This is a genomic window from Streptomyces sp. JK94, assembly GCF_053613315.1.
The window spans coordinates 49542-75007 of record NZ_JBSICH010000024.1 but is presented as its reverse complement, the minus strand read 5'-3'; the positions used below and the strand labels follow the sequence as shown (position 1 = coordinate 75007).

The window sequence follows — 25466 nt, the reverse complement described above, 5'->3', positions numbered from 1 at the left end:
CGCGACGGCGCCTGCGGGCTCGGGACCGCTCGGCCGGCCGCGGTGCCGGCCGTGCGGTCGGCCGCGGTCCTGGTTGTGGTGACGGCCGTGCGACCGGCCGTGGGCCTGGCCGTGCTCATGGCCGCACGAGGTCGCGCAGGTCGGCGAAGCGGCGCTCGCCGATGCCGTTCACCTCGCGCAACTCGTCGACCGAGCGGAAACCGCCGTGCCGGGTGCGGTAGTCGATGATGTGCTGGGCCAGCACGGGGCCGACTCCCGGCAAGGTGTCGAGCTGGTCGGCGGTCGCCGTGCTCAGGGAGACCGGGGCCGCGGGTGCGGCTCCCGCCGCCGGGCCGCCCTGCCCGCCGGGCACGGGACCGCCCGGGCCGGGGACGGCGTAGCCAGGGCCCGCCCCCGCGACCGGCCCGGGGGCTCCCACGATCACCTGCTCCCCGTCCACCAGGAAGCGGGCCTGATTCAGCCCGTCGGTCTTCGTACCGGACCGCACGCCTCCGGCGGCACGCAGCGCGTCCGCGACGCGTGAACCGGCCGGGAGGCGGTGAACCCCGGGCTTGCGGACCTTTCCACCGACGTCCACCACGATCTCGGCTCCGGCTCCGGCTCCGGCTCCGGCTGTACCCGTATCCGATCCCTTGGACGCGGGAACGGCCGTGGAGCCGCCTCCGGCCTCCTCGTCCCCGTCTCCCCCGCCGTACCCCGCCTCCCGGACCACCTCGGGGGCCGACACGGGCTGTGTGCGGCCGGACCAGAAGTGCTGCGCCGCCAGGAGCGACGCGACGACGAGCAGCACCGTGAGCGCGGCCACGCTGCGCCGCTCCAGTCCGCACCGGGTCTGCAGCCACACCGGCATGCGCTCCCGCAGCGCCGGCCCGACCCGGTCCCGCCAGGCCCCCGCGCCGGTGCCGGCGGCGTCCGCCGCCGCTTCCTCCTCGGCCTCGGCTGCTCGCCTCCATCCGCCGTCATCGCTCTCAGGTCGGGCCTGCCGGTGTTCGACGTCCCGGGTTCCGGGCGACGGCGGCGCCTGTCCCGACTCGCCCCCTTGAGCGGGAGGTGCGGCGAAGAGTGCTTCCGCACGCAGGCGGAGCTCGTCCGCCTGCGCGTGACGGCGCCGGCGCCCTGCCCGGCCGATGGGGCGGGATGAACGGCGGTGGCGGAGCCGGCCGTCGGAGGTGGGTCCACGGCCCGGGCCGCTGGTCGCGGACGCTGTGCGTGAGCGTGATCGAAGAGCCATGCGAGGAGGATCGGACATCTGGGCGCACCCGCGATGATCATGCTCGATTCCCGGGGACCACCACCGGATTGTGTAAAACTCCGCCACTCGCACGGGTGATGCGGCACCCGTCCCACCGCTCAACCGCTCAACCGCTCAACCGCTCAACCGCTCAACCGCATCAGCGCTTCACCACTGTTGACCGCTGACCCCTGGCCCCTGGCCCCTGACCACATCAGCGCTTGGCCACTTACCGCTCGCCGCCTGCCCCTTCACCGCGACGAGACCACAACTCCCAGCAGTCCGGGTCCCGTATGCGCCCCGATCACCGCGCCGACCTCGCTCACATGCAGGTCGGCCAGGTCGGGCACCCGGTCGCGCAGGCGGTCCGCCAGCGCCGACGCCCGGTCGGGGGCGGCGAGATGGTGGACGGCGATGTCGACGGGTGCGTTGCCCGCCCGGTCGGCGGCGATCTCCTCCAGCCGGGCGATGGCCTTGGACGCCGTCCGGACCTTCTCCAGGGGCTCGATGCGTCCGCCGTCCAGCCGCAGCAGCGGTTTCACCGCCAGTGCGGAACCGAACAGGGCCTGTGCCGCCCCGATCCGACCGCCTCGACGCAGGTAGTCGAGGGTGTCGACGTAGAAGTAGGCGGAGGTGCCGGCGGCCCGCTTCTCCGCTGCCGTGACGGCCTCGTCCACCGTGCCGCCCGCCTCCGCGGTCTCGGCCGCGGCCAGCGCGCAGAACCCGAGGGCCATCGCGATCATGCCGGTGTCCACGACCCGCACCGGGACGGTCGCTTCGCGCGCGGCGACGACGGCCGCGTCGTACGTACCGGAGAGTTCGGCGGAGAGGTGGAGGGAGACGATGCCGTCCACGCCGGACTCGGCGATCCGGCGGTAGGTCTCGGCGAAGAGTCCGGGGCTGGGCCGGGAAGTGGTGACCGGACGCCGCTTCTGCAGGGCCTGGGCCAGCGAGCGGGTCGAGATCTCGGTGCCCTCTTCCAGCGCCCGGTCGCCGAGAACGACGGTCAGGGGGACCGCGGTGATGCCGTGCCGCTCCATCGTCCGGGCCGGGAGGTAGGCCGTTGAATCCGTGACGATCGCGACATGGCGGGACATGAGCTGGAGGTTACCTGGCGTAGCGCCCCTACGGCAGCCCGGACCGTCGGCCGGGCGTTCACGGGACTGTGATCAGGTCGTGTTCTCCGGACGGGCCTTCTTCTGCCAGGGATACACGGGGCGCGGGCCGGGCGGGTTGATGGCGGGCCGGGCAGGTTCCTCGGCGGGCTCCGGCTGCGGGGTCTGCGGCCAACTCTGCCGGGCGGTCGGGCTCTCGGCTGCCGGGGCCTCGGGCCAGGGCGGCGGCGCGGCGGCGGGCTCCGTCTCCGTCCAGTGCCGCAGGGCACCGGCCTCGACGTCGATCTGTGCGCTCAGCGAGTGCAGATCGTCGTCGGAGAAGTGACGGGCCCGGTCACGCGCCGCCCAGCGCAGTGACTCGGCCGCGTGCGTGATGCGCCCGGTGCGCTCGCGCAGGGCGGGCAGCCGCTCGGCCAGCGTGGCGCGGTCCGGCTCGGACTCCAACCGCCTCAGTTCACCGTCCAGTTCGAAACCGTGCGCGCTGAGCCGCTGGAAGAGGGAGAGGGACTCCTTGAGGGACTCGTCCTCGGCCACGCCCGCGTGCAGCGCTTCCTGAGTGGCCCGCATCGAGGTGCGCAGTGTCAGCCGGAGCTGCGCCAGCTCGCTCGCCGGGCCCGACTGGACGAGGGACTTGGCCCGCAGCGTGTGGTCCTCGACGGTGCGGCGGGCCTGGGTGATACCGCGGTCCACGCTGCGCTTGGCCGCGCCGACGGCCTTCACCGTGGCGTAGGCGCCCAGCACGAGGGCGAGCACGAAAAGCAGGGCGAATACCGTGATCACTGCTTCCACGAAACTCCTCCTCCGAGCGTCCGGCCCGCGCGGCGGCAGGCCGCGGCATTCTCCGCGCCGCACTTCCACGGTAAACGCAGCGGGCAGGCCCAGGGTTCCGACAGAACCCCGAACCTGCCCGTACGCAACCCTGAACCTGCCCGTACCGACTCGGAGCCTCCCCCTAGGGGACAGCCCCGAGATCCAGCCCGCAAGGCCGCGAACCCGCCCCCACCAGGCCGCGCCCCCCCCCAGCCCGGCACGGCCCCGCCGGACCCGCCGCCTCGCCGGACCCGCGCCCCCACCGGACCCACGACCCCACCGGGCGGGGTCCGGCTGGACCCGCGCCCCGTCCGGGCTCCCCGAGCGTCCGCCACCGCCTACGCGGGAACGATGTTCACCAGCTTCGGCGCCCGCACGATCACCTTGCGGATCCCGGCCCCGCCCAGCGCGGCCACGACCTTCTCGTCGGCCAGCGCCGCCTTCTCCAGGTCCTCCTCGGAGATGGACGGATCGACCTCCAGCCGCGCCTTGACCTTGCCCTTGATCTGCACGACGCAGGTCACGGTCTCGTCGACGACGTAGGCCGGGTCGGCCACCGGGAAGTCCTGGTGCACCACGGAATCGGTGTGCCCCAGCTTGCGCCACAGCTCCTCGGCGACGTGCGGGGCCAGCGGCGCGACCAGCAGTACCAGGCGCTCGGCGACCGAGCGGGGCACCACGCCTCCCGCCTTCGTCAGGTGGTTGTTCAGCTCGGTGACCTTGGCGATGGCGGTGTTGAAGCGCATGCCCTCCAGGTCCTGCCGTACGCCGTCGATGGCCTTGTGCAGGGCGCGCAGGGTGTCCGTGTCGACGTCGGCCTCCGCGACGTCCGCGACCGCCACCTCGCCGGTGTGCTCGTCGACGACGTTGCGCCACAGCCGCTGCAGCAGCCGGAACTGGCCCACCACCGCGCGCGTGTCCCACGGGCGGGAGACGTCCAGCGGGCCCATCGCCATCTCGTACAGGCGCAGGGTGTCGGCGCCGTACTCGGCGCAGATCTCGTCGGGGGTGACCGCGTTCTTCAGGGACTTGCCCATCTTGCCCAGCAGCCGGGAGACCTTCTCGCCCCGGTGGAAGTAGGCGCCGTCGCGCTCCTCCACCTCGGCGGCCGGCACCGCGATGCCGCGCGCGTCACGGTAGACGTACGCCTGGATCATGCCCTGGTTGAACAGCTTGTGGAACGGCTCGGCCGAGGAGACGTGCCCCAGGTCGAACAGGACCTTGGACCAGAAGCGCGCGTACAGCAGGTGCAGCACCGCGTGCTCGGCGCCGCCGACGTACAGGTCGACGCCGCCGTGCGGCAGGCCCTCGCGCGGGCCCATCCAGTACTGCTCGATCTCCGGGTCGACCAGCCGCTCGCCGTTGTGCGGGTCCAGGTAGCGCAGCTCGTACCAGCAGGAACCGGCCCAGTTGGGCATGGTGTTGGTCTCGCGCCGGTACCTCTTCGGGCCGTCGCCCAGGTCCAGGGTGACGTCGACCCAGTCCTCGTTGCGCGACAGCGGGGTCTCGGGCCGGGTGTCGGCGTCGTCCGGGTCGAAGGTGCGCGGGGAGTAGTCCTCGACCTCGGGCAGCTCCAGCGGCAGCATCGACTCGGGCAGGGCGTGCGCGATGCCGTCCTCGTCGTAGACGATCGGGAAGGGCTCGCCCCAGTAGCGCTGGCGGCTGAACAGCCAGTCCCGCAGGCGGAAGTTGACGGTGCCCTCACCCGTGCCGGACCGCTCCAGCCACTCGGTGACGCGTTCCTTGGCCGCGACGACCCCCAGGCCGTCCAGGGAGACGTCCGCACCGGAGGAGTTCACGATCCTGGCGTCGTGGGAGGCGAAGGCCTCGTCCCACGTCGAGGTGTCCGTGCCGCGGCCGTCGGTCGGCTCGACGACGCAGCGGATCGGCAGCTCGAAGGCGCGCGCGAACGCGAAGTCGCGGGTGTCGTGCGCCGGCACGGCCATGATCGCGCCGGTGCCGTAACCCATCAGCACGTAGTCGGCGATGAAGACCGGGACCTGCTCGCCGTTGACCGGATTGGTCGCGTACGTGCCGATGAAGACGCCGGTCTTGTCCTTGGCCTCGGCCTGCCGCTCGACGTCGGATTTGGAGGCGGCCTGCGCGCGGTACGCCGCGACGGCCTCGGTCGGGGTGGCGTGGCCGCCGGTCCACGCCCGGTGCGTGCCCTCGGGCCAGGCGGCCGGGGTGAACTTCTCGACCAGGGGGTGCTCCGGCGCCAGCACCATGTAGGTCGCGCCGAACAGGGTGTCCGGGCGCGTGGTGAAGACGGTGATGCGCTCGCCGTCGACGGGGAAGTCGACGCGGGCGCCCTCGGAGCGGCCGATCCAGTTGCGCTGCTGCAGCTTGATGGCCTCGGGCCAGTCCAGCGCGTCCAGGTCGTCCAGCAGCCGGTCGGCGTAGGCGGTGATCCGCATGTTCCACTGGCGCAGCTTGGACTTGAAGACGGGGAAGTTCCCGCGCTCGGAGCGGCCCTCGGCGGTGACCTCCTCGTTGGCCAGCACGGTGCCCAGGCCGGGGCACCAGTTGACGGGCGCGTCGGAGGCGTAGGCCAGGCGGAACTCGCCCAGCACGTCGGCGCGCTCGGCCTCGCTCAGCTCGCTCCACGCCCGTCCGGGGTGGCCCGGGACGGCCCGGTCACCGGACTCGAACCGGGCGACCAGCTCGGTGATCGGCCGGGCCCTGCGCGCCTCCTCGTCGTACCAGGAGTTGAAGATCTGCAGGAAGATCCACTGGGTCCACTTGTAGTACTCCGGGTCGATCGTGGCGAACGACCGGCGCTTGTCGTGGCCCAGGCCCAGCCGGCGCAGCTGGCTCTGCATGTTCTTCATGTTGGCCTCGGTCGACACGCGCGGGTGCGTGCCGGTCTGCACGGCGTACTGCTCGGCGGGCAGGCCGAAGGCGTCGAAGCCCAGGGTGTGCAGGACGTTGTGGCCGGTCATCCGCTGGAAACGGGCGAAGACGTCGGTGGCGATGTAGCCCAGGGGGTGACCGACGTGCAGGCCCGCACCGGAGGGATAGGGGAACATGTCCATGATGAACTTCTTGGGCCTGGCGACCAGCTCCGGGTCGCCCGCCAGGTCGCCCTCGGGGTTCGGCGCGGCGTACGTCCCCTCGGCGTCCCAGAAGTCCTGCCAGCGTGCCTCGATCTCGGCGGCCATGGCGGCCGTGTAGCGGTGCGGCGCGGCGTCCGCCGACACGGGGGCGGTCGCCGCGGGGTTCGTCTCGCTCATGATCCTCAAAGCTCCATCGATCGTCTCTGCCAGCGGCTGCGACCTTCAAGACCAGCGGCTGCACTTGCCGGGAAATGAAAAATCCCCTCGCACAGGAGGGGACGCCGCGCCGACTCCGGCCACCGGATCATGACCGGGGGTCGGAACTGATCAGCGCGGCTCGCTAAGCAGAAGGCGTACGGCACGCATGGCGTCAGGGTACCGCAGTCACCGAGCGGGCCGCGACGGACCCGTGCGCAGCCCCTCGCGGCAGGCGAACCTGAATCAAGACCAAAGATTACTTCGCGTAACGACCACTAACGGGACATCGCAACGACGGCATTGTCATTTGATAACAACGCAATAACTCAAACCTCGTACCCGCGGGTATGGCGCCACTTAGAGTGCGGCAGCGGGACCGCTTTCCCGAACCGCTCCGGAGTTGCCTCCATGAACCCTCCCCCGTTCCGCCCCCGCAGTGACAGCTCTCCCCCTTCCCGCACGTCCCTGACGTGGGGAGGTCTGCCGTGGTGACGAACGACAGCACGGTGGACGACACCTTCGCCCACTTCCTCGACTTCGGCGCCGGCGTCCTCTCCCTCGTCTTCCTCAGCTGCTCGGTGATCTGGGGACTCGTCGCCCAGGACCGGGTGGTCCTCGACACCCGCCGACGCATCCTGGCGCAGGCGGTGCACCGCACGACCGCGGTCGCCTCGGTGGTGTTCCTGCTGGTGCACATCGGGGTCAAGCTGACACTGGCGCACACCACCTGGGTCGCCGCGGTGATCCCGTTCGGACTCCTGGCCACGGAGGACGAGGCGTTTGGGGGCAGGTCCGTCCTGATCGGCTTCGGCACCCTGGCCAGCATGCTCATGATCTTCGTGGGGGTCACCGGCGCCCTGCGCAACCGTTTCGCCTCCCCGGCCCCCGTGGCCGCCCGCTGGCGGGCCATGCACATGCTGGCCTACCCGGCGTGGTGCCTGGCCCTGCTGCACGGGCTCTACGCGGGTCGCGCGGCGAAGCCGGTCTTCACGGTCCTGTACGCCCTGTCCGTGCTCGGCGTCATGGCGGTCCTGGCACTGCGCGCGGCGCCCCGCCCGGTCAAGCGCCGGGTCGCCGACCGGATCGCCGGCTTCTTCGGGATCGCCGAGCGGCGGATCCGGGAGGAACGGGAGGACGACCGGGCCCGCACGGCCACCGCCTCCGCGCTGCCGGGCTACGCGGGCCCGGGGGCCTCCGGGCCGCGTACGGCGTCCTCGTCCGCGCCGCTGTACGAGTCCGCGGAGCGGCTCACCCCCTCGGAACCGGCGGGCGGCTTCGCGGCGGCCTACCGCGCCGTGTCCGGCCCCTCCGCCCCGCACCGGACGCCGCTGGCGGCCGAGGCCACCGCGCCCGGCCGGCTGCCGCCGGACATGCTGCCCACCGAGACGACGCCGTCCGTGGACGGCGGCGGCAGCACCTCGGGGAGCTGGCCCGTACCGTCACCGCCGCCGGTCGGCGAGGCACCCCCCTCGGCCTACGACCCGCTCAACGACACGGGTCACACCATCCCGGTCTACGGCAATCCGGACGCGTCCGGGTACGGCTCGAGTGACGTGTACGACACCCGTGAGACGAACGCCGTCCACGACACGTACTACTCCAACGACACGTACAACAGCGGTCCCGCCACAGAACCAAACCCCGGCGCGTCCCCCGGCCCCTCGCCCTACGACATGTCCTACGACTTCGACGCACCGGGTTCGGGCGAACCTTGGAACACGCCTTCCGGAGGCTTTAAGTGAACGAGGCCCTGCCCGACGTCCCAGAAGTCCGCGTGGTCGGCCTTCCCCAGCTCACGTCGGGCTTCGACCTTGTCGAGCGCCTGGATCTGCCCATGCACCTGAAGGTGCACGGGCCGCTCGAACCGCTGGGCGGCGAACAGCTCGCCCAGCTCTCCGAACGCATCAACCTGAAGGGCCGCGGCGGCGCGGGCTTCCCCTTCCACAAGAAGCTGCGCTCGGTCGCCGAGACGGCGATCAAGCGCGGCGTACGGCCGGTCGTGGTCGTCAACGGCAGCGAGGACGAGCCCGCCTGCCGCAAGGACACGGTGCTCATCAACCGCGCCCCGCACCTGATCCTGGACGGCGCGCTGCTGTGCGCCGAGGCCATGGGCGCCCGCACGCTGGTCATCGGGGTGACGCGTGAGTCCACCCAGCGCTCCATGGAGGCCGCCCTCGCCGAGCGCGGCCTGAGCAACGGGCGCCGCTCCGCCCTCCGCGCGCGCGTGCAGCGCAATCCGGTCCGCATGGTCACCGGCGCGGCGGCCTCGCTGATCCGCTCCATCGACGGCGGCCCGGCGCTCCCGCCCGGCCGCAAGGTCAGTGCCTCCAGGAGCGGCGTGGGCGGCGCGCCGACCCTGCTGTCCAACGCGGAGACGTTCGCCCAGCTGGCGATCGCCGCCCGCATCGGCCCGGAGCGCTACGGCAACACCGGGTTGTACGACGAGCCGGGCACCGTGATGCTCACCGTCTCCGGCGCGGTCGCCCGCCCGATGGTGATCGAGGTGCCGACCGGTGTGCCGTTGCGCTACGTCCTCCAGCTCGCCGGCGCCCCGCCGGTGCCGCAGGGCGTGCTGACCGGCGGCTACCACGGCAAGTGGATCGACGCGGCGACCGTCGGCGAGGCGATCGTCTCCCGCAACTCCCTGCAGCAGGTGGGCGGCTCGCTCGGCGCGGGTGCGATCCTGCCGATCGGTCAGGACACCTGCCCGCTGGGCGAGTCGCTGCGGGTGGCGCAGTGGCTGGCCGAGGAGAGCGCGGGCCAGTGCGGTCCCTGCTACCTCGGTCTGCCGGCCGCCGCGCGCGGCCTGGAGGACATCCTGAACGGCGGCGGCCCGGCGGCCCTGGAGGCGGTCAAGCAGGTCGCCCGGAACGTGAAGCGGCGCGGCGCCTGCTCGCACCCCGACGGCTCGGCGATGTTCCTGGAGTCGACCCTCAAGGCGTTCACGGACGACCTGGCCGCCCATGTCCTCGGCAACGGCTGCGGACGGCGCGTGGAGGGTGTCCTGCCGCTCTTCGAGGGCGGCAGGGCTCCCACGGGCGTCCCCGGCGGCGGGGAGGAGAACGGCCCCAGCCGTCAGAAGATCTACGTCGACTGGACGCTGTGCCGGGGCCACGGCCTGTGCGCGGACATCCTCCCGGAGGTCTTCCAGCTCGGCGCCGACGGCTTCCCGACGATCGCTCAGGCCGAGGTGCCGCGCTTCGCGGAGGCCAAGGCGGTCCGCGCGGTGCGCCGCTGCCCGGCGCTGGCCCTGCGCATCGAGGAGGAGGCCCGGGGGCAGGCGGCCCCGTCCTCGCGGACCAACCTGCCGGTCCTCTCCCCGGGCCGGGGGCGCCGGGCGCTCGGCCGCTGACCACGGGCCGGACACGAACAAACCCCCCGGATCATGATCCGGGGGGTTTTCCTGTGGAGCTAAGGAGAATTGAACTCCTGACCTCCTGCATGCCATGCAGGCGCTCTACCAACTGAGCTATAGCCCCTTGCCTCTTCGTCCGCCCGGTCTCCCCGGCGGCGACGCCAACATTACACGGTCCACCGGGCCCAACACCAAATCGTTTCCGTTCCGCCCGCTCCGGCGCCGTAGGTGCCGGAGCGGGCACCCGTGGGCGCTCGCAGGCGGCACTAGGCCGTCACGAACGAGTAGAACCGCTTGAGCGTGCAGTGCTCCTCGAGGAGCCGGCCGTAGATCGGCTCGCCCTCGAGTTCGCGGTACGTCTCGATCGGGTCGCCTTTTATGATCAGCGCCCGCGCACACTCCTCGCACCAGTACTGGTAGTCCGGATTCACCGGCTCCATGTCCCGCACGATCGGAGTGCCACTACCGCACCAGTCGCACTTCCGCCTGTGTGCACCCATCGATCAGCTCCAGCTGTGGCCGCAGGCCGTGCACACGAAAGAGATCCCGCCGTTGTCGCCGAGGACTTGGGCAACGTGTCCGGAACCGCAGGAGGGGCAGCTGAGACGGGTGCTCGTGTTCCGTGTCACCGCTCCGCCGAGGAGATGACCGACCTCCTCGAGGATGCTCGCAGGCATCGCCACTCCCTCCCGTCGGGCCGCGGTCCCCTTCCGGCCGTTTGATTCTGCCACGACCGGGCCAACACGGTCAGCGACGCCGAAGTACCGGTCCGGACACGGAGTCCCGGAGGGGTATACGCCTGCGGGACGCCTGTTGCTCACGTGGGCACAGACGAAAAATCCCGCCCCCCGAGGGGGACGGGATTCGTCCGTGGGCCGTGGAGCTAAGGAGAATTGAACTCCTGACCTCCTGCATGCCATGCAGGCGCTCTACCAACTGAGCTATAGCCCCTTGCTGCCACCCGGCCGGGCCGTGTGGTGTTCCACCTCGCTCGGCGGGGCGAACAAGAAGAACTTTAGCCTGCGACCTGCCGGAAAGTGAAATCCGGGGGGCCGGCCCCGCTCGCGGCGGCTCAGTCGTCGTCGCCGAGCACCGGCTCCGGCAGCGTGCCGGCGTTGTGCTCCAGCAGGCGCCAGCCCCGGGCGCCCTCGCCCAGGACGGACCAGCAGCAGTTGGTCAGGCCACCGAGGCTCTCCCAGCTGTGCGGTTCCAGACCCAGCAGGCGGCCGATGGTGGTGCGGATCGTGCCGCCGTGGCTGACCACGACGAGGGTGCCGTCCTCGGACAGCTTCTCCACGTGCCGGAGCACCACGGGGGCGGCGCGGTCGGCGACCTCGGTCTCCAGCTCGCCCCCGCCGCGGCGGACCGGCTCGCCGCGCTTCCACGCCGCGTACTCCTCGCCGTGCCGGGCGAGGATCTCCTCGTGGGTCAGCCCCTGCCAGACGCCCGCGTAGGTCTCCCGCAGGCCCTCCTCCTGGGTGACGCCCAGGCCCGTCAGCGCGGCCAGTTCGGCGGCCGTGTGCGCGGCCCGTGCGAGGTCGGAGGCGATGATCGCGTCGGGCCGCAGGCCGACCAGCAGCCGGGCGGCGCGGCGGGCCTGGGCTACGCCGGTCCCGGTGAGCTCGACGTCCGTGGTGCCCTGGAAGCGGCGCTCCACGTTCCACGAGGTCTGGCCGTGCCGCCACAGGATGATGCGGCGGCCTCGGCCCGGCCTGCCGGCCGCCACCTCGCCGGTGGCGCTCATCGCCAGTCCCCGTCGGTGTCCGTCGCCTCCCCGGCGGCCTGGTGCTCGGCGTGCTCCGCCGCCTTGCCGCGGGTCTCCCTGGCGTCGGCGGGCAGCTCCAGCTCGGGGCAGTCCTTCCACAGCCGCTCCAGGGCGTAGAAGACGCGCTCCTCGCTGTGCTGGACGTGGACGACGATGTCGACGTAGTCGAGCAGGACCCAGCGGGCCTCGCGGTCGCCCTCGCGGCGCACCGGCTTGGCGCCGAGCTGCTTGCTGAGCCGCTCCTCGATCTCGTCGACGATCGACTTGACCTGGCGGTCGTTGGGCGCGGAGGCCAGCAGGAAGGCGTCCGTGATCGACAGCACGTCACTGACGTCGTAGGCGATGACGTCGTGCGCGAGTTTGTCGGCTGCCGCCTGTGCGGCGGCGTTGATGAGTTCGATGGAGCGGTCGGTCGCGGTCACTGCCTGGCTTTCGGGTCGGCGGTCGGTTGACCTCAAGGGTCTCACGACCGCCGACGGCGGCCCACGTGATAATCGCCCGCCCTCCAGGAGGCCGGTTCCAGGAGGCCGGTTCCAGGAGGCCGGTTCTAGGAGGCCGGTTCGTAGTCCTGGCCGAGGACCACCGAGACCCTCGCGTTCGCGGAGACCTCGCCCTGGGTGACCGAGTCGGTGGGCAGCCCCAGGGTCTTGGCGACCTGGACGGCGTTCTCCTTGTCGGCGGCCTTCGCGTAGACCACCTCCGACGTCGCCTCGGTGCCGGACGCGGTGCCGCCCTCCAGGAAGGTGAAGCCGCCGTTCAAGAGGACGACCCGGGCCTCGCCGCTGCGGTCCTCGACGCCGGTGGCGTTGCGGACGGAGACGCTGACGGCCGCGTCCTCGTCGGGGCTCTTGGCGGTGCCGCCGAGGACGTCCTTGACGACGCTGTCGCTCGCCTCGGCGCTGAGCCTGCCGTCGTCCTGGACGGGCAGCAGCGCGGTCCTGAAGTCACCGCCCTTGGCCAGGTCGGAGAGTCCGGCGAGGAAGGAGCCGAGGTCCTCTTCGGTCAGCGGCGGGTCGAGGATCAGACCGAGCGTCTGGACGGTGGTCGTCGCGGCCTGCGGGTCGGACGACAGTTTGCGCAGCACTCCCTGCATGACCTGCCCGAACCGCTGCAACTGGGCGTTGGCCTGCTCGCCGGACCCGCGGTGGGTGGCGTAGGCGACGGCCATCTTGCCGCTGAGGGTCTGGCCCTCGCCCTTGTGCACGAGCGGTGCGGCGTCCTTGTCCTTGGCCTCCGGGTCGGGGACGTCGGCGTCGGTGTCGGTCTCGATGTTGCCGACCAGGTCGACGAGGATCTGGAGGTAGGGCGTGTCCAGGCGCCAGGTGCCCTCGATGTCGGTGCCGAGGGCCGAGTCGAGCGCGGTCCGGGTCGCGTCGGGGCCGGCGTCGTCGACGGACTCGGCGAGCGTGGTGGTGGTGCCGTCGTCGCCGGTCAGGGCCAGGGTGTTGGGGACCAGCACGGCGGTGCCCTGCCGGGTGGTGGTGTTGTCGACGAGGAGCAGGGTGGAGGTGCCGCCGCCCTTGGTGTCGTGCAGGTGGACGGCGATCACGTCGCGTTTCTGGGCGCCCGCCGCCGTCGTGCCGGTCGTCCTGTCCGAGGAGGACATGCCGGGGAGCTTTCCGGCGTACCAGAGGTAGCCGACGCCGCCGACCGCGATCAGCGCCAGGACCACGGCGAGGGCGACGACACGCGCGCGTGCGCGCCGCCGGGCCTCCTCGCGGCGCTCGGTGCGGTTCTCCGTGAACTTCATCCAGTCGATGACGTCCTCGGAGTCGTCGGTGGGCTCCTCGACGAAGGCGAACTGCTCGGTCCGGTACTCCCGGTCGGGGCCGGCGGCCTCGGCGGTCCCCGCTGCCGGTTCCGGCTCCTCGCGCGGGCCGGCCTGCTGCGGGATGTGGGCGGTCTGCTCGGCGACCAGGGGCTGCCGGGCGCCGGTCGCGGTCTGGCCGTAGGGGTCGTAGGAGGCCTGCTCGTGCGGGCCCGCGGCGTAACCGTCGTAGGAGCCGTGGCCGGGGGCGGGGGCCTGCCGGCCGGTGTCCCAGCCGCCCTGGGAGCCGTAGGGGTCGTACGGCTGCTGGGCGGGCGGCGGGGCGCCCGTGGCGTACGGGTCGTAGCCGTAGCCCTGCTGTCCGTACGACCCGCCCGGCTGTCCGTACGGTTCGTCCTGCCGGCCGTACTGTCCGTACTGTCCGCCCTGCTGGTCGTACTGTCCGCCCTGCTGCTGCGCGTACGGGTCGTACGGCTGCTGTGCGCCGGACGGGTCCGGTGCCTGGGCCTGGCGGTAGACCGGGCGGCCGTACTCGTCGTAGCCGACGAGCTCGTACGGGTCGCCGCCGCCGTACCCCGCGTCGTATCCGTCGTTCACCGGTGCCCCTCTCGGCTCACTCGCCGCGGTACAGCTGGCGCTTGTCGATATAGCGCACTACGCCGTCCGGCACCAGGTACCAGACGGGATCACCCTTGGCGACTCTCGCACGGCAGTCCGTGGAGGAGATGGCGAGGGCGGGGACCTCGACGAGCGAGACGCCGCCCTTGGGGAGTCCGGCGTCCGTGAGGGTGTGGCCGGGCCGGGTGACGCCGATGAAGTGCGCGAGGGAGAACAGTTCCTCGCTGTCGCGCCAGGTGAGGATCTGGGCGAGGGCGTCGGCGCCGGTGATGAAGAACAGGTCCGCGTCCGGGTTGAGCGCGCGCAGGTCGCGCAGGGTGTCCACGGTGTAGGTGGGGCCGCCGCGGTCGATGTCGATGCGGCTCACCGAGAACTGCGGGTTCTCGACCGTGGCGACGACCGTCATCAGGTAGCGGTCCTCGGCCGCGGAGACCGTGCGGTGGCTCTTCTGCCAGGGCTGCCCGGTGGGCACGAACACCACCTCGTCGAGGTGGAACTGCGCGGCGACCTCACTGGCCGCCACGAGGTGCCCGTGGTGGATCGGGTCGAAGGTGCCGCCCATGACGCCGAGGCGGCGCCTGCCCGACGGTGACGGGCCGGTGCCCCGGCCGGTGGCGCGGGCGGGCACCGCGCGGTTCTGCGTGCCGCGCGCCGGAGCGTGCGCCGGGCCGGTAGGCATGTCCTGCTCTCCCATGCGTGCAGACCCTACCGGCCCGGCCGGAGGACTCCTGCCGGACCCACGGTCACCGGCCGACGGCCCCGGTGCTCAGCGGTCGCGGTTGAACCGGGTGGTGATCCACAGCAGGAGCATCAGGATGACGAACGCGCCGATGCCGGTGACGTACGGGCTGAGGCTCTCGTGGTTGCCGCTGTGCTCCTCGCCGCCCTCGGAGGCGAGGGTCGCGATCTGGGCAGCGGTGCTGTGGAAGCTCATCTTCGGCAGGACCTATCCGGTGTGGGCGGAATAAAGACGTCGGCCCATCGTATGCGGGCGCCTCACCGGCGATCACGCCGACTCCGCCGTTGGGGAGGGGCCGGGAAGTCCGGGGAACCTTCGGTTCTCCTCAGTCGTCCTTCCGCTTGTACCCCCGCAGCAGGAACCACGCGGTCAGCACACAGCCCACCACCATCACGACCAGCACCACCCGGAGCAGATTTCCCGCCCCTTGCTGCTCGGCCGCGGTCGCCGCCGCGGCGAGCCAGTCGGTGTGGGGGGTGTGCGCCATGACGTGGACTCCTTCGTTGCACTGCCCGTCCACGGTATCTCCGCCCGGGCTGGGCTCGGCTTCGGGGGCGCAAAGGGTCGCACAAGGGTCCGTAAAGGACCGGACGCACGTACAGGCCACACACACGCACATGGGGGATGACATGTCCGACGGCCACCAGCACAACGGGCACGAGAACGTGCCGAGCAGGCAGCGCAGGCGTTTCCCCGGGATCTCCTCACGTGCGTACGAGCACCCGGCCGACCGTTCCGCCCTGGTGGCGTTGCGCAAGCTGAGCGGCTTCGACACGGTCTTCAAGGCGCTGAGCGGCCTGCTGCCCGAGCGAAGCCTCAGGCTGCTGTTCCTGTCCGACTCGGTGCGGGTCTCGGACCGGCAGTTCGCCCACCTGAACGTCATGCTGCGCGACGCCTGCTACATCCTGGACCTGGAGAAGGTCCCCCCGATGTACGTCAACCAGGACCCGACGCCGAACGCGATGTGCATCGGCCTGGACGAGCCGGTCATCGTCGTCACCACGGGCCTCGTCGAGCTGCTGGACGAGGAGGAGATGCGGGCGGTCGTCGGGCACGAGGTCGGGCACGCGCTGTCCGGTCACTCGGTCTACCGGACCGTCCTGCTCTTCCTGACGTCCCTCGCCGTCCGGGTCGCCTGGATCCCGCTGGGCAATGTGGCGATCATGGCGATCGTGACCGCGCTGCGCGAGTGGTTCCGCAAGTCGGAGCTGTCCGCCGACCGCGCGGGTCTGCTGGTCGGCCAGGACCTGCAGGCCTCCATGCGCGGCCTGATGAAGATCGCGGGCGGGAACCACCTGCACGAGATGAACGTGGACGCGTTCCTGGAGCAGGCCGACGAGTACGAGGCCGGGGGCGACCTGCGCGACTCCGTGCTGAAGATTCTGAACGTCCTGCCCCGCTCCCACCCCTTCACCACGGTGCGGGCCGCCGAGCTGAAGAAGTGGGCGGAGTCCCGGGACCACCAGCGGATCATGGACGGCCACTACCCGCGGCGCGACGAGGACAGGGACACCTCGGTCCGGGACTCCTTCCGCCAGTCGGCGTCCAGTTACGCCACGGATGTGCGCGACTCCAAGGACCCCCTGATGAAGCTGGTCAACGACATCGCCGGCGGCGCCGGTGACCTCGGGGACCGGATGAGGCGGGGCTTCGGCGGCTTCACGGCCTCCCGGCCGAGGCCGCCCGAGAACGCGGACGGGCCGTCCGGGGGCCCGGAGGACACCGGCGGCCCCCAGAGCCCGGACGACCGCCCGCCGCGCGACGGCGCCTGAGGGCCCGGGTACGGGGGACGCGGGGACGCGGGGAAGGGTCGGCGGGCCCCGCACACCCTCGGCGGGCCCCGCACACCCTCGGCGGGCACCTCACACCCTCGGCGGGCACCTCACGCCCTCGGCTGGGCGCCCGACGCGAGGGTGCCGCACAGAGCAGCGGGAGGGTCCGCCGTGTAGGGGTCGGTGCCCGGCGGCTCGCCGGTCCCGGCCGTCTGGCCGGCGAGCAGGGGGCGGAGGTGGCTCACCGAGTCCTCGGCGCAGGACAGCGGCCCGGCCTGGACGTGGGAGGCGACGAGCTGCGTCTGGTGCAGGCGCAGGTCCTCCAGGCCGAAGCGGAAGCGCAGCTCGCGCCGGACGGTGAACAGCGACGCCTCGGCCCGGTCGTCACCGGCGGGCCGCAGCGGGTAGACCATGGTGTGGTCCGCGGTGACCTCCAGCGTGGACGCCTCGGTCTCCGCGACCCGCATGCTGCCGTTCACCCTGATCCCGGCGTCGTCGAGCTGGGCACGGGCCGGGTCGAAGCGCACCAGCCACCCGGTGGGCGCGTGCCGGCCGTCCGGGGCGGGCCTCTCGAAGCTCTCGTCGAACTGCTCGAGCTGGTCCGGAGCCAGCAGCACCCGTACGGAGTGGACCCCTTGGCCGCCGAGCACGTCGGGGTCGAGCGCCGAGCGGACGATGTAGTGCCGGGCGGTGGTCAGCGCGCGGAGCACCTGGTCGTACGAGAAGTGCGCGGTGCGCCGGGCGCCCGGCAGCGGGACGCCCTCGGCGGCGGGCCGGAAGTGCGCGGCGGGGCTGTGCTCGTAGAGGTGGGCGGCGTCCTCGGCCCCGGGCACCCTGTTCACCGGCGCGAGCGGGACCACGGTCATCCGCGCCGGCTCGGCGAATCGCTGGGCGGGGCGCTGGTACGGGTGCCGTACGCCCATGTAGAGGGTGGTGCCGAAGGCGACGGCGATCAGCACGGCGAGGACCAGCAGTTGCCGGGAGAGGCCGGTCCGGCGCAGCGGCGCACGGCTGCGCACGGCGGGCGCGCGGTCGGCGATGCGCTCCTGTGCGGAGAACTCCTGGAGGCGGGCAGCGCGGACGAACGACTCGTCGAAGACGACGGATCGGTATTCGTCCTCTCCGCCTCCGGGGAAGCCCTCGGGCGTCCCTCCGGGCGGGTCGCCGGGCCCAGCCATACCTTCAGGGTGGGTCCGCGGAAGGGCGTGTAAACGCGCGGGGACGGGCCAAGTCAAGACACGTCTCGGGGGCAGGTCAGGGGGTGCGCGGGATCACCGGGACGGCCGGCTGGGAGTAGTCGGCGGAGGCCGAGGGTGTCACGGTGCCGCCCTGCTCGGGGCCGGTGGAGGCCGGTGGCGGCACCCGCTGGGTACCACCGCCCGAGGACGCGCCCCGGTAGACCGCCACGAAGGCCAGCGCCACCATGCCGACGCCCATCACCAGGGCGAGCATCCAGGCCACGGGCCGGTGCCAGCGCACCTGCTTGCCGCACGCCGGGGGCGCCCCGTACGGGCGGTCGAGGAGGTCGCGGTCGTCGTCCGGGTCGTCGAGGTCGGGATCATGGCCGAAATCGCCGTACCCGTCGTCGTAGCGCTCGGCTCCGCGGCGGCCTCGGCGGGCCGCTTCGGCCTCGGTGGCCTCGGCTCTGGCCTGCGCGGCGGCCAGGAGGCGTTCGACGGCGGTCGGCTCGTGCACCGCGGCCGCCCGTACGAAGGCCTCGTCGAAGACCACGGAGGCGAACTCTTCGTCCGACACCCCGCGGTCGTGATCGTCGTCGGGCTCCCAGCCGTCAGGGAACGGCCTACCCCCCACGTCCTCCGGCACGGGTCCAGAGTAGACCTGGGGGGTCGTTTTGGGCAGACCGCGGGGGAATTCATCCGGTGGATGAGACGCCCCGAGCGGGCTACGGGCGCCGTCGCAGGCGTGTGCCGGACACATATGCCCCGGCGTGTGCCCCGGCGCGGGACGGGGCCAGAGGTGCCCACGGTGCCCGTCGGCGGCGTACGTGACCCGTCGGCGCCGTACGGCCCGGTCAGCGCCGTACGTGCCCGTCACCGGTGACGATGTACTTGGTGCTGGTCAGCTCCGGCAGCCCCATCGGCCCCCGGGCGTGCAGCTTCTGCGTGGAGATGCCGATCTCGGCGCCGAAGCCGAACTGGCCGCCGTCGGTGAAGCGGGTGGAGGTGTTCACCGCGACCGTGGTGGAGTCGACCAGCTGGGTGAAGCGGCGGGCCGCCTGCTGGGAGGTCGTCACGATGGCCTCGGTGTGGCCGGAGGTCCACAGCCGGATGTGCTCGACGGCCCGGTCGAGGGAGTCGACGACCGCCGCGGCGATGTCGTGGGAGAGGTACTCCGTCTCCCAGTCCTCCGGCGTGGCCTCCACGACGGTCGCCTTGGAGTCCTCGGCGTACGCCTGCACGCGCTCGTCGGCGTGGACCGTGACGCCGGCCTCGGCGAGGGCGTCCAGCGCGCGGGGCAGGAAGTCGGCGGCGATGTCCTGGTGGACCAGAAGGGTCTCGGCGGCGTTGCAGACGCCGACGCGCTGCGCCTTGGAGTTGACGAGGATCTCGACGGCCATGTCGAGGTCGGCCTGCGCGTCGACGTAGACGTGGCAGTTGCCGGTGCCGGTCTCGATGACGGGGACGGTGGACTCCTGGACGACCGTGTTGATCAGCGAGGCGCCGCCGCGCGGGATGAGCACGTCGACCAGGCCGCGGGCGCGCATCAGCTCGCGCACGCTCTCGCGGCTCTCGCCGGGCACCAGTTGCACGGCGTCGGCGGGCAGCCCGGCCCCGCCCACGGCGTCGCGGACCACCCGGACGAGGGCGGTGTTGGACTGGTAGGCCGAGGAGGAGCCGCGCAGCAGGACGGCGTTGCCGGACTTCAGGCACAGCGCGGCGGCGTCGACGGTGACGTTGGGCCGGCCCTCGTAGATGATGCCGACCACGCCGAGCGGCACCCGGACCTGGCGCAGGTCGATGCCGTTGGGGAGGGTGTTGCCGCGCACGACCTCGCCGACCGGGTCGGGCAGCGCGGCCACGTCGCGCACGTCGGAGGCGATGGCGCGGACCCGCTCCGGGGTGAGCGTCAGCCGGTCGATGATGGCCTCGCCGGTGCCGGCGGCGCGGGCCTTGGCCACGTCCTGGGCGTTGGCCTCGACGATCTCGCTGGTACGGACCTCCAGCGCATCCGCGACGGCGAGCAGCGCGTCGTCCTTCGCGGCCCGCGGCAGCGGCGCGAGGCCGGCCGCGGCGGCCTTGGCCCGGTAGGCGGCCCGGGTGACCGGGGACATCGAGTCGTACGGCGAGAGCGTGGTCATGGGGGAAGCGTAGTGCGCCGGGCGGGCCCGTTCACCGGTCGTCCCAAACCCCGAGACATCCCCCGGACGGCGTCAAAAGGGGTGAACCCCGACCGGGGTGGCCGGGGCGGGTCCGTACCCCGCGGCGATGCGCTGGTGGTAGGTGACCCGGTCGATGACCTCCAGGCCGACGATCTCCCAGGGCGGCAGTCCCGCGGTCTGCCGGTGCTCGCCCCACAGGCGCAGGGCGACCGCGGCGGCGTCGTGCAGGTCGCGGGCCTCCTCCCAGTACCGGATCTCCGCGTGGTCGTCGGCGTACCGGCTGGTCAGCAGGAAGGGGTGGTCGTGGGCGAGCTGCTCCAGGGCGCGCCGCACCTCGGTGAGCGGGGCGCGGGCGCCGGAGACGCTGAGGGTGACGTGCCACAGGCGGGGGGTGTGCTCGGGCTCCTCGCCCCGGAACCGGTCGCCGGCCGCGACGCTGGTCAGGGCGCGCTCCTCACCGGCCGCGCGGGTCCCGCCGCGGTTCCCGCGGGCGCCCGTGCCGGCGCGGGCGGTCGGGCCGCCACCGCGGGAGCCGGTGCCACCGTGGTAACCCGTACCACCGCGGGACGCCGCCGTTCCAGGGCGCACTCCGCTCACGACGGCCTCCTTCACGCACACGGCTCGGCCCGGTGGTCGGCCGGGCTTGTCCCTGGGGAAAGTTGAGCAGGCCGCGCGAGATCGCGGGGCGGTTTTGCGGAACGTCCATCGTCGATTCGGGGACGTTTCGACCGATTACGGGTGCAGGATCACCAGATCGTCCCTGTGTACGACCTCGCGTTCGTACGCCGGTCCGAGTTCGCGCGCCAGTTCCCGGGTGGACCGGCCGATCAGCCGGGGCATCTCCCTCGCGTCGAAGCCGACGAGCCCGCGGGCCACCGCGCGCCCCGCCCCGTTCCTCAGCTCGACGGGGTCCCCGGCGGTGAACTCGCCCTCGACGGCGGCGATCCCGGCCGGCAGCAGCGATTTGCGGCCCTCGACGACCGCGCGCACCGCCCCGTCGTCCAGGACCAGCGCCCCCTGCGGGGTGGAGGCGTGCTGAAGCCACAGCAGCCGGTCGGCGGAGCGCTTGCCGGTGGCGTGGAAGTAGGTGCCGGTGTCGCCGCCGGCCAGGGCGTCGGTCGCGTGGACCGCGCTGGTCAGCACCACCGGGATGCCGGCGGCGGCGGCGATCCGGGCCGCCTCGACCTTGGTGACCATGCCGCCGGTGCCGACGCCGGCCCTGCCGGTGCTGCCGATCTCGATGTCGGCGAGGTCGGCCGGTGCGCGCACCTCGGCGATCCGCGAGGTGCCCGGCCTGCTCGGGTCGCCGTCGTACACGCCGTCCACGTCGGAGAGCAGGACCAGCAGGTCGGCGCGGACCAGGTGGGCGACGAGGGCGGCGAGCCGGTCGTTGTCGCCGAAGCGGATCTCGTCGGTGGCGACGGTGTCGTTCTCGTTGACGACCGGGAGGGCGCCCATCGCCAGCAGCTTGTCGAGGGTGCGGGAGGCGTTGCGGTGGTGGGCGCGGCGGCTCATGTCGTCGCTGGTCAGCAGCACCTGGCCGACGCGGACGCCGTAGCGGGCGAAGGAGGCGGTGTAGCGGGCGACCAGCAGGCCCTGGCCGACGCTGGCGGCGGCCTGCTGACGGGCCAGGTCCCGCGGGCGGCGGCGCAGGCCCAGCGGGGCGAGGCCGGCGGCGATGGCGCCGGAGGAGACGAGGACGACCTCCTTGTCCGTCCCGCGCACCTTGGCGAGGACGTCGACGAGCGCGTCGACCCGGTCGGCGTCCAGGCCGCCGGCCGCGGTGGTCAGCGAGGAGGAACCGACCTTGACGACGATCCTGCGGGCCTCGCCCACGGCCTGCCTTGCCCCAGCCACTGTTGCCGTCCGCCCTCTCCCGTCGACGCGCGCCCGACCGGGCGCCCGCCAGGCAATCTACGCGAAGGGGACCGCGCCCCGCCCCGCGGTCCAGGCTGCGGACAGCGGGTGGGGCGGCTCGGTGCCGGGCGCGGCGCAACACGCGCGTGTCGTCGGGAGGTCACCGCGCGTTAACCCGGACGTCCGATGCGCGACGAGCAAGCCTGGAGCGACCGCAGTGCCCCTATCCCTGCCCCGCCGCAGCCTTCCCCGCCTCGGTCTCCCCCGCCGGCGGCGCCCCCGCCCCGGCGTCCCCCGCCGGAGGTTTCCCGGCGTCGGTCCCCCCGGTCGGCGGACCCTCGTGAGGCTGCTCGTCCTGGGCGTGCTGGCGGCCACGTTCGTCGCGCAGGCCGTGGGCGCGCTGCTGCCGCACGTGCCGCTGCTGCTCGCCGCGACCACCGGCTCACTGGCCGCCGAGGGCGTGCTGTACCGGTGGCAGCGGGGCATGGTGTCGCTGTTCGCGAAGTCGCACGCCGACGTCACGGTGCGGCACGTGCTGCGGGACCTGCTGCTCGTGGTCGGCCTGCTGCGGCTCGGGGAGCAGCACCGGGAGACGGTCTACGCCCCGCTGGTCGCCGGTCTGCTCGCCTTCTACGGACTGCACTGGGCGATCCAGGCGGTCTCGGTCCTGGTCCGGCGCACCCGGACGCCGCCCGTGGTGACCCGGAACATCGACACCTCGGCGTTGCGCCTGTCCCCGGCCCCGCCGCTGCTGCTGCGCCGCCCCGGGCACCGGCTGGCCGTCTTCGGACTGCCGACGACGGCGGGGCTGCTGGCGACGGCGGCCACCGACGCGCCGGTGTACGGCGCGGCCGGCCTCGCGCTGTCCCTGGCGGTGGCGCTGGCGGGCCTCGGCGCGCTGCTGCCGCGGTTGCTGCCGGGGCGCCGGCCGGCGGGCGAGCAGGAGGTGCTCGACTGGTTCGAGGCGTGGCTGGCGGAGTACCGGCCCACCGTCGGCCTGTACTTCTCGGGCGGGGCCTCCTCCGCGTACCAGGCGAACATGTGGCTGGAGCCGCTGGCCCGGCTGGACGGGCGGCCGCTGATCGTGCTGCGGGAGCGGCACATGGTGCAGCGGATCGCGGCGACCGACCTTCCGGTCGTGTGCCTGCCCAAGGTGTCCACGCTGATGCTCCTGGAGCACTCCACGCTCCGGGTCCTCCTCCACCCCTCCAACTCGGGCAAGACCTCGCAGGTCGTGCGCATCCCCACGATCAAGCACGCCTTCGTCAACCACGGGGAGAGCGACAAGCTGTCGTCGTGCAACCCGTACGCCAAGGCGTACGACGAGGTGTGGGTGGCCGGTCCCGCGGCGCGCGAGCGGTACGCGCTGGCGGAGGTCGGTGTCGAGGACAAGGACGTGGTGGAGATCGGCCGTCCGCAGCTGGACGCCGTACGGCCGTACGCCGGGCCGCCCGCCCCCGGGGTGTTCACGACCGTGCTGTACGCGCCGACCTGGGAGGGCTGGGACGGCAACCCCGGCAACACGTCGGTGATCGGGGCCGGTGAGAACCTCGTACGGGCGCTGCTCGCGGATCCGGGCGTGCGGCTGCTGTACAAGCCGCACCCGCTGACGGGCTCGGTGGATCCGCGGGCCGGGGCCGCCGATCTGCGCATCCGGGAGCTGGTACGGGCGGCGAACCGGGAGCGGGGCGGGCCCCGGCCGGACGCGTCGGCGGTCGCCGCACTGACCCGGCGGACGGCGGAGCTGGACCGGCTCACCTCGGCGGGTTTCCGGCCGGCCGCCGACCAGGTGGAGCGGATGCTGTGCGGGTCGGCGCCGGAGCCGGGGCGGGCCCGGGCGGTGACGCGGGCGACGGCCGCCTGGGAGGAGGCGTACTGGGCCTCGCTGCCGGACGGGGAGCACCAGGTCGTCACGGACGCCCGGCCGTCGCTGTACGCCTGTTTCAACGAGGCCGACCTGCTGATCAGCGATGTGTCGAGCGTGATCAGCGACTTCCTGGCGAGCGGCAAGCCGTACGCAGTGGCGAACACGAGCGGGCTGGCCGAGGACGTGTTCCGCACGTCGTTCCCGACGGTGGCGGCGGCGACCGTGCTGACGCCGGACGCAACCGGGGTGCCCGCGCTGCTGGACGCGGTCCGGCACCCCGAGCTGGACGAACGGGCCGGGGCCCGCGCCGAGTTGGCCCTGCGGCTGCTGGGCCCGGCCGAACCGCCGTCCCAGGAGCGCTTCGCCGGGGCGGTGCGGGCGCTGTGCGCGAGGGCCGGGGAGCACCGGGCGCGGCGGGCGGAGCGGACGGCCGCGGAACTCCCGCTCCCCGCCCCGCGGCGGCACCCGGCGCCCCTCTCCGTCGCCTCCGCCTCCGCGGCACCGGAAGCGCGGAGCCGCTCCTGACACCCGCGCGGGGGCCGGGGCGCGGGCCGGACGCGCCCCGGCCGGCCGCCGCCCGGCGGGCGTCCTGCCGCGCGGACCGGAACGGGCCCGGCCCGCCGGCCTCCTGACGGCCGGCGCCGCTCCGGGACGGCGCGGCGGGCCCGGGGGCCGGAGCGGCGGAGGTCACCGGCACGCGCCCGGCCGCCGCCGACGGCCGGCGCGACCGCGCCCGGGCGGCAGCCGGCGAAGCCGCTCACCCGCGCCGGGCGGAGCCGCTCACCCGCGCCGGTGGCACCAGCCCTGCCAGGCCGAATCGATCATCTCGTCCAGGCCGTGGCGGGCCGACCAGCCCAGTTCCTCGCGGGCGCGGTCGGCGGAGGCGACGACCCGGGCCGGGTCGCCGGGCCGACGCTCGGTCACCTGCGGGGCGAGGTCCTGCCGGCCGGTGACCTTGAGGATGCGGTCCACCATCTCCCGGACCGAACTGCCCTCGCCCCGCCCGATGTTCACGGTGAGCGCGGTGCCCTCGGGGGCGTCCGCGAGGCGCCGGGCGGCCGCCAGGTGGGCGGAGGCGACGTCCCGGACGTGGATGTAGTCCCGTACGCAGGTGCCGTCGGGCGTCGCGTAGTCGTCACCGAAGACGCGCGGGGCGTCGCCCGCCTCCAGGCGCTCGAAGACCATGGGGACGAGGTTGAAGGCGCCGGAGTCGGCCAGCTCGGGGGCCGCCGAACCCGCGACGTTGAAGTAGCGCAGCGACGCGGCGCGGATGCCGTGGGCCCGGGCGGCGGCACCGATCAGCCACTCGCCGATCAGCTTGGTCTCGCCGTAGGGGCTCATCGGCAGGCAGGGGGTGTCCTCCGTGACGAGGTCCACGTCCGGCATGCCGTAGACGGCGGCCGAGGAGGAGAAGACGAGACGGCCGGCACCGGTCGACGTCATGGCCTCCAGGAGGGTCGCCAGGCCCGTCACGTTCTCCCGGTAGTAGTGGAGCGGCCGCTCCACCGACTCCCCCACCTGCTTCTTGGCCGCGATGTGCACCACACCTGTCACAGCATGGTCACGAATCGCGCCCTCCAGGGCGGACCCGTCGAGCACGCTGCCGACCACCAGCGGCACACCGTCGGGCACCCGGCCGGCACTGCCGGTGGACAGGTCGTCGTACACGGCCACGCGTTCACCGCCGTCGACCAGGGCGCGCACCACATGCGCGCCGATGTACCCGGCACCACCCGTGACCAGCCAGCTCATCCTCATGCCTCCCAGGTCTTCGTCACCGGATGCAGACTCGTCCGTGCGCCTCGGAAAATCGAGTCGGGCACATGGGAAGGAAAGCGGCGGAAGTCGATAAAGGGGACAGGGGGGCTCAATGTGAGGAAGTCCTCCAGCCGCTTCGAGGCGATCGTTTCGCGCTTCCGGCGCCCGGCAATTCCCGGTCCGGCCGGGCACAGACTGTGCGGCTACCGTGCCAGCG

General features: G+C 73.0%; 21 protein-coding genes and 2 tRNA genes. 4 read left to right on the top strand and 19 right to left on the bottom strand.

Annotated features, from left to right (window positions below; all coding sequences use genetic code 11):
- Positions 1 to 115 precede the first annotated feature (115 nt).
- From ACVV2G_RS21480 to leuS, 4 genes are all read right to left on the bottom strand, one after another.
- Positions 116 to 1231, bottom strand: a complete 1116-nt coding sequence (locus ACVV2G_RS21480) for a ComEA family DNA-binding protein (protein WP_453844363.1) — start codon at positions 1229 to 1231, stop codon at positions 116 to 118.
- Positions 1232 to 1482: 251 nt separating this feature from the next.
- Positions 1483 to 2328 (bottom strand): DegV family protein, encoded by an 846-nt coding sequence (locus ACVV2G_RS21475; RefSeq protein ID WP_453844362.1) that lies wholly within the window; start codon positions 2326 to 2328, stop codon positions 1483 to 1485.
- Between the two features lie 72 nt (positions 2329 to 2400).
- Entirely contained in the window at positions 2401 to 3135 is a 735-nt protein-coding gene (locus tag ACVV2G_RS21470) for a hypothetical protein (protein WP_453844361.1), read from the bottom strand.
- 359 nt (positions 3136 to 3494) lie between these two features.
- Positions 3495 to 6389, bottom strand: coding sequence for a leucine--tRNA ligase (gene leuS, locus ACVV2G_RS21465; protein WP_453844360.1), 2895 nt, complete (start codon positions 6387 to 6389; stop codon positions 3495 to 3497).
- 506 nt (positions 6390 to 6895) lie between these two features.
- Here leuS and ACVV2G_RS21460 point away from each other — a divergent pair.
- Together ACVV2G_RS21460 and ACVV2G_RS21455 are read left to right on the top strand one after the other, a co-directional pair.
- Positions 6896 to 8152 (top strand): ferric reductase-like transmembrane domain-containing protein, encoded by a 1257-nt coding sequence (locus tag ACVV2G_RS21460; RefSeq protein WP_453844359.1) that lies wholly within the window; start codon positions 6896 to 6898, stop codon positions 8150 to 8152.
- Positions 8149 to 9762, top strand: coding sequence for an NADH-ubiquinone oxidoreductase-F iron-sulfur binding region domain-containing protein (locus tag ACVV2G_RS21455; protein ID WP_453844358.1), 1614 nt, complete (start codon positions 8149 to 8151; stop codon positions 9760 to 9762). Before ACVV2G_RS21460 ends, ACVV2G_RS21455 begins: the two co-directional genes overlap by 4 nt.
- A 54-nt stretch (positions 9763 to 9816) precedes the next feature.
- On the opposite strand, the gene ACVV2G_RS21450 is transcribed toward ACVV2G_RS21455, so the two are convergent.
- From ACVV2G_RS21450 to ACVV2G_RS21410, 9 genes are all read right to left on the bottom strand, one after another.
- Positions 9817 to 9889, bottom strand: a tRNA-Ala gene (locus tag ACVV2G_RS21450).
- A gap of 142 nt (positions 9890 to 10031) precedes the next feature.
- Positions 10032 to 10265 (bottom strand): hypothetical protein, encoded by a 234-nt coding sequence (locus ACVV2G_RS21445; protein WP_003976229.1) that lies wholly within the window; start codon positions 10263 to 10265, stop codon positions 10032 to 10034.
- Between the two features lie 378 nt (positions 10266 to 10643).
- A tRNA-Ala gene (locus ACVV2G_RS21440) sits at positions 10644 to 10716 on the bottom strand.
- Positions 10717 to 10837: 121 nt separating this feature from the next.
- Complete coding sequence (locus tag ACVV2G_RS21435; protein WP_453844357.1) at positions 10838 to 11509, bottom strand: histidine phosphatase family protein; 672 nt, start codon at positions 11507 to 11509, stop codon at positions 10838 to 10840.
- Complete coding sequence (gene rsfS, locus ACVV2G_RS21430; RefSeq protein WP_453844356.1) at positions 11506 to 11952, bottom strand: ribosome silencing factor; 447 nt, start codon at positions 11950 to 11952, stop codon at positions 11506 to 11508. The genes ACVV2G_RS21435 and rsfS overlap by 4 nt, the downstream gene beginning before the upstream one ends.
- A gap of 125 nt (positions 11953 to 12077) precedes the next feature.
- Entirely contained in the window at positions 12078 to 13895 is a 1818-nt protein-coding gene (locus ACVV2G_RS21425) for an LCP family protein (RefSeq protein ID WP_453844355.1), read from the bottom strand.
- 16 nt (positions 13896 to 13911) lie between these two features.
- Complete coding sequence (nadD, locus tag ACVV2G_RS21420) at positions 13912 to 14610, bottom strand: nicotinate-nucleotide adenylyltransferase (RefSeq protein WP_453844354.1); 699 nt, start codon at positions 14608 to 14610, stop codon at positions 13912 to 13914.
- 72 nt (positions 14611 to 14682) lie between these two features.
- Positions 14683 to 14850 carry a hypothetical protein gene (locus ACVV2G_RS21415; protein WP_453844353.1) on the bottom strand — a complete coding sequence of 56 codons (168 nt, stop codon included), beginning with the start codon at positions 14848 to 14850 and terminating at the stop codon, positions 14683 to 14685.
- A gap of 130 nt (positions 14851 to 14980) precedes the next feature.
- The gene (locus ACVV2G_RS21410; RefSeq protein WP_453844352.1) at positions 14981 to 15142 is read right to left on the bottom strand and encodes a hypothetical protein; all 162 of its coding nucleotides are present in this window, start codon (positions 15140 to 15142) and stop codon (positions 14981 to 14983) included.
- A 142-nt stretch (positions 15143 to 15284) separates the two neighbouring features.
- Here ACVV2G_RS21410 and ACVV2G_RS21405 point away from each other — a divergent pair, with 142 nt between their 5' ends.
- On the top strand, positions 15285 to 16427 hold the full coding sequence (locus tag ACVV2G_RS21405; protein ID WP_453844452.1) for a M48 family metallopeptidase: 1143 nt from the start codon (positions 15285 to 15287) through the stop codon (positions 16425 to 16427).
- Between the two features lie 110 nt (positions 16428 to 16537).
- Here the strand turns inward: ACVV2G_RS21405 and ACVV2G_RS21400 are convergent, their stop codons facing one another.
- The 5 genes from ACVV2G_RS21400 to proB all read right to left on the bottom strand — a co-directional run bounded on the left by ACVV2G_RS21400 (position 16538) and on the right by proB (position 21624).
- Positions 16538 to 17605 carry an SCO2583 family membrane protein gene (locus ACVV2G_RS21400; protein WP_453844351.1) on the bottom strand — a complete coding sequence of 356 codons (1068 nt, stop codon included), beginning with the start codon at positions 17603 to 17605 and terminating at the stop codon, positions 16538 to 16540.
- 76 nt (positions 17606 to 17681) lie between these two features.
- Entirely contained in the window at positions 17682 to 18251 is a 570-nt protein-coding gene (locus ACVV2G_RS21395; protein ID WP_453844350.1) for an SCO2584 family spore wall biosynthesis protein, read from the bottom strand.
- A 208-nt stretch (positions 18252 to 18459) separates the two neighbouring features.
- Positions 18460 to 19746 (bottom strand): glutamate-5-semialdehyde dehydrogenase, encoded by a 1287-nt coding sequence (locus ACVV2G_RS21390; protein ID WP_453844349.1) that lies wholly within the window; start codon positions 19744 to 19746, stop codon positions 18460 to 18462.
- Between the two features lie 72 nt (positions 19747 to 19818).
- Positions 19819 to 20364 carry a hypothetical protein gene (locus ACVV2G_RS21385; RefSeq protein ID WP_453844348.1) on the bottom strand — a complete coding sequence of 182 codons (546 nt, stop codon included), beginning with the start codon at positions 20362 to 20364 and terminating at the stop codon, positions 19819 to 19821.
- A 135-nt stretch (positions 20365 to 20499) separates the two neighbouring features.
- Complete coding sequence (proB, locus tag ACVV2G_RS21380; RefSeq protein WP_453844347.1) at positions 20500 to 21624, bottom strand: glutamate 5-kinase; 1125 nt, start codon at positions 21622 to 21624, stop codon at positions 20500 to 20502.
- 340 nt (positions 21625 to 21964) lie between these two features.
- On the opposite strand from proB, the gene ACVV2G_RS21375 reads away from it, so the two are divergent.
- Positions 21965 to 24016: a hypothetical protein gene (locus ACVV2G_RS21375; RefSeq protein ID WP_453844346.1), complete on the top strand. Its 2052-nt coding sequence runs from the start codon at positions 21965 to 21967 to the stop codon at positions 24014 to 24016.
- 255 nt (positions 24017 to 24271) lie between these two features.
- Here the strand turns inward: ACVV2G_RS21375 and galE are convergent, their stop codons facing one another.
- A complete protein-coding gene (gene galE / locus ACVV2G_RS21370) occupies positions 24272 to 25243 on the bottom strand; it encodes a UDP-glucose 4-epimerase GalE (RefSeq protein ID WP_453844345.1) in 972 nt (323 codons plus the stop codon).
- Between the last annotated feature and the right edge of the window lie 223 nt (positions 25244 to 25466).

What these genes read in the sequence shown, in the direction of transcription:
- ACVV2G_RS21480 (WP_453844363.1), bottom strand. Translation starts at nt 1,231, where the DNA reads ATGGCTCTTCGATCACGCTCACGCACAGCGTCCGCGACCAGCGGCCCG.
- ACVV2G_RS21475 (WP_453844362.1), bottom strand. Translation starts at nt 2,328, where the DNA reads ATGTCCCGCCATGTCGCGATCGTCACGGATTCAACGGCCTACCTCCCG.
- leuS (WP_453844360.1), bottom strand. Translation starts at nt 6,389, where the DNA reads ATGAGCGAGACGAACCCCGCGGCGACCGCCCCCGTGTCGGCGGACGCC.
- ACVV2G_RS21445 (WP_003976229.1), bottom strand. Translation starts at nt 10,265, where the DNA reads ATGGGTGCACACAGGCGGAAGTGCGACTGGTGCGGTAGTGGCACTCCG.
- ACVV2G_RS21435 (WP_453844357.1), bottom strand. Translation starts at nt 11,509, where the DNA reads ATGAGCGCCACCGGCGAGGTGGCGGCCGGCAGGCCGGGCCGAGGCCGC.
- nadD (WP_453844354.1), bottom strand. Translation starts at nt 14,610, where the DNA reads ATGGGAGAGCAGGACATGCCTACCGGCCCGGCGCACGCTCCGGCGCGC.
- ACVV2G_RS21415 (WP_453844353.1), bottom strand. Translation starts at nt 14,850, where the DNA reads ATGAGCTTCCACAGCACCGCTGCCCAGATCGCGACCCTCGCCTCCGAG.
- ACVV2G_RS21410 (WP_453844352.1), bottom strand. Translation starts at nt 15,142, where the DNA reads ATGGCGCACACCCCCCACACCGACTGGCTCGCCGCGGCGGCGACCGCG.
- ACVV2G_RS21405 (WP_453844452.1), top strand. Translation starts at nt 15,285, where the DNA reads ATGTCCGACGGCCACCAGCACAACGGGCACGAGAACGTGCCGAGCAGG.
- ACVV2G_RS21400 (WP_453844351.1), bottom strand. Translation starts at nt 17,605, where the DNA reads ATGGCTGGGCCCGGCGACCCGCCCGGAGGGACGCCCGAGGGCTTCCCC.
- ACVV2G_RS21390 (WP_453844349.1), bottom strand. Translation starts at nt 19,746, where the DNA reads ATGACCACGCTCTCGCCGTACGACTCGATGTCCCCGGTCACCCGGGCC.
- galE (WP_453844345.1), bottom strand. Translation starts at nt 25,243, where the DNA reads ATGAGCTGGCTGGTCACGGGTGGTGCCGGGTACATCGGCGCGCATGTG.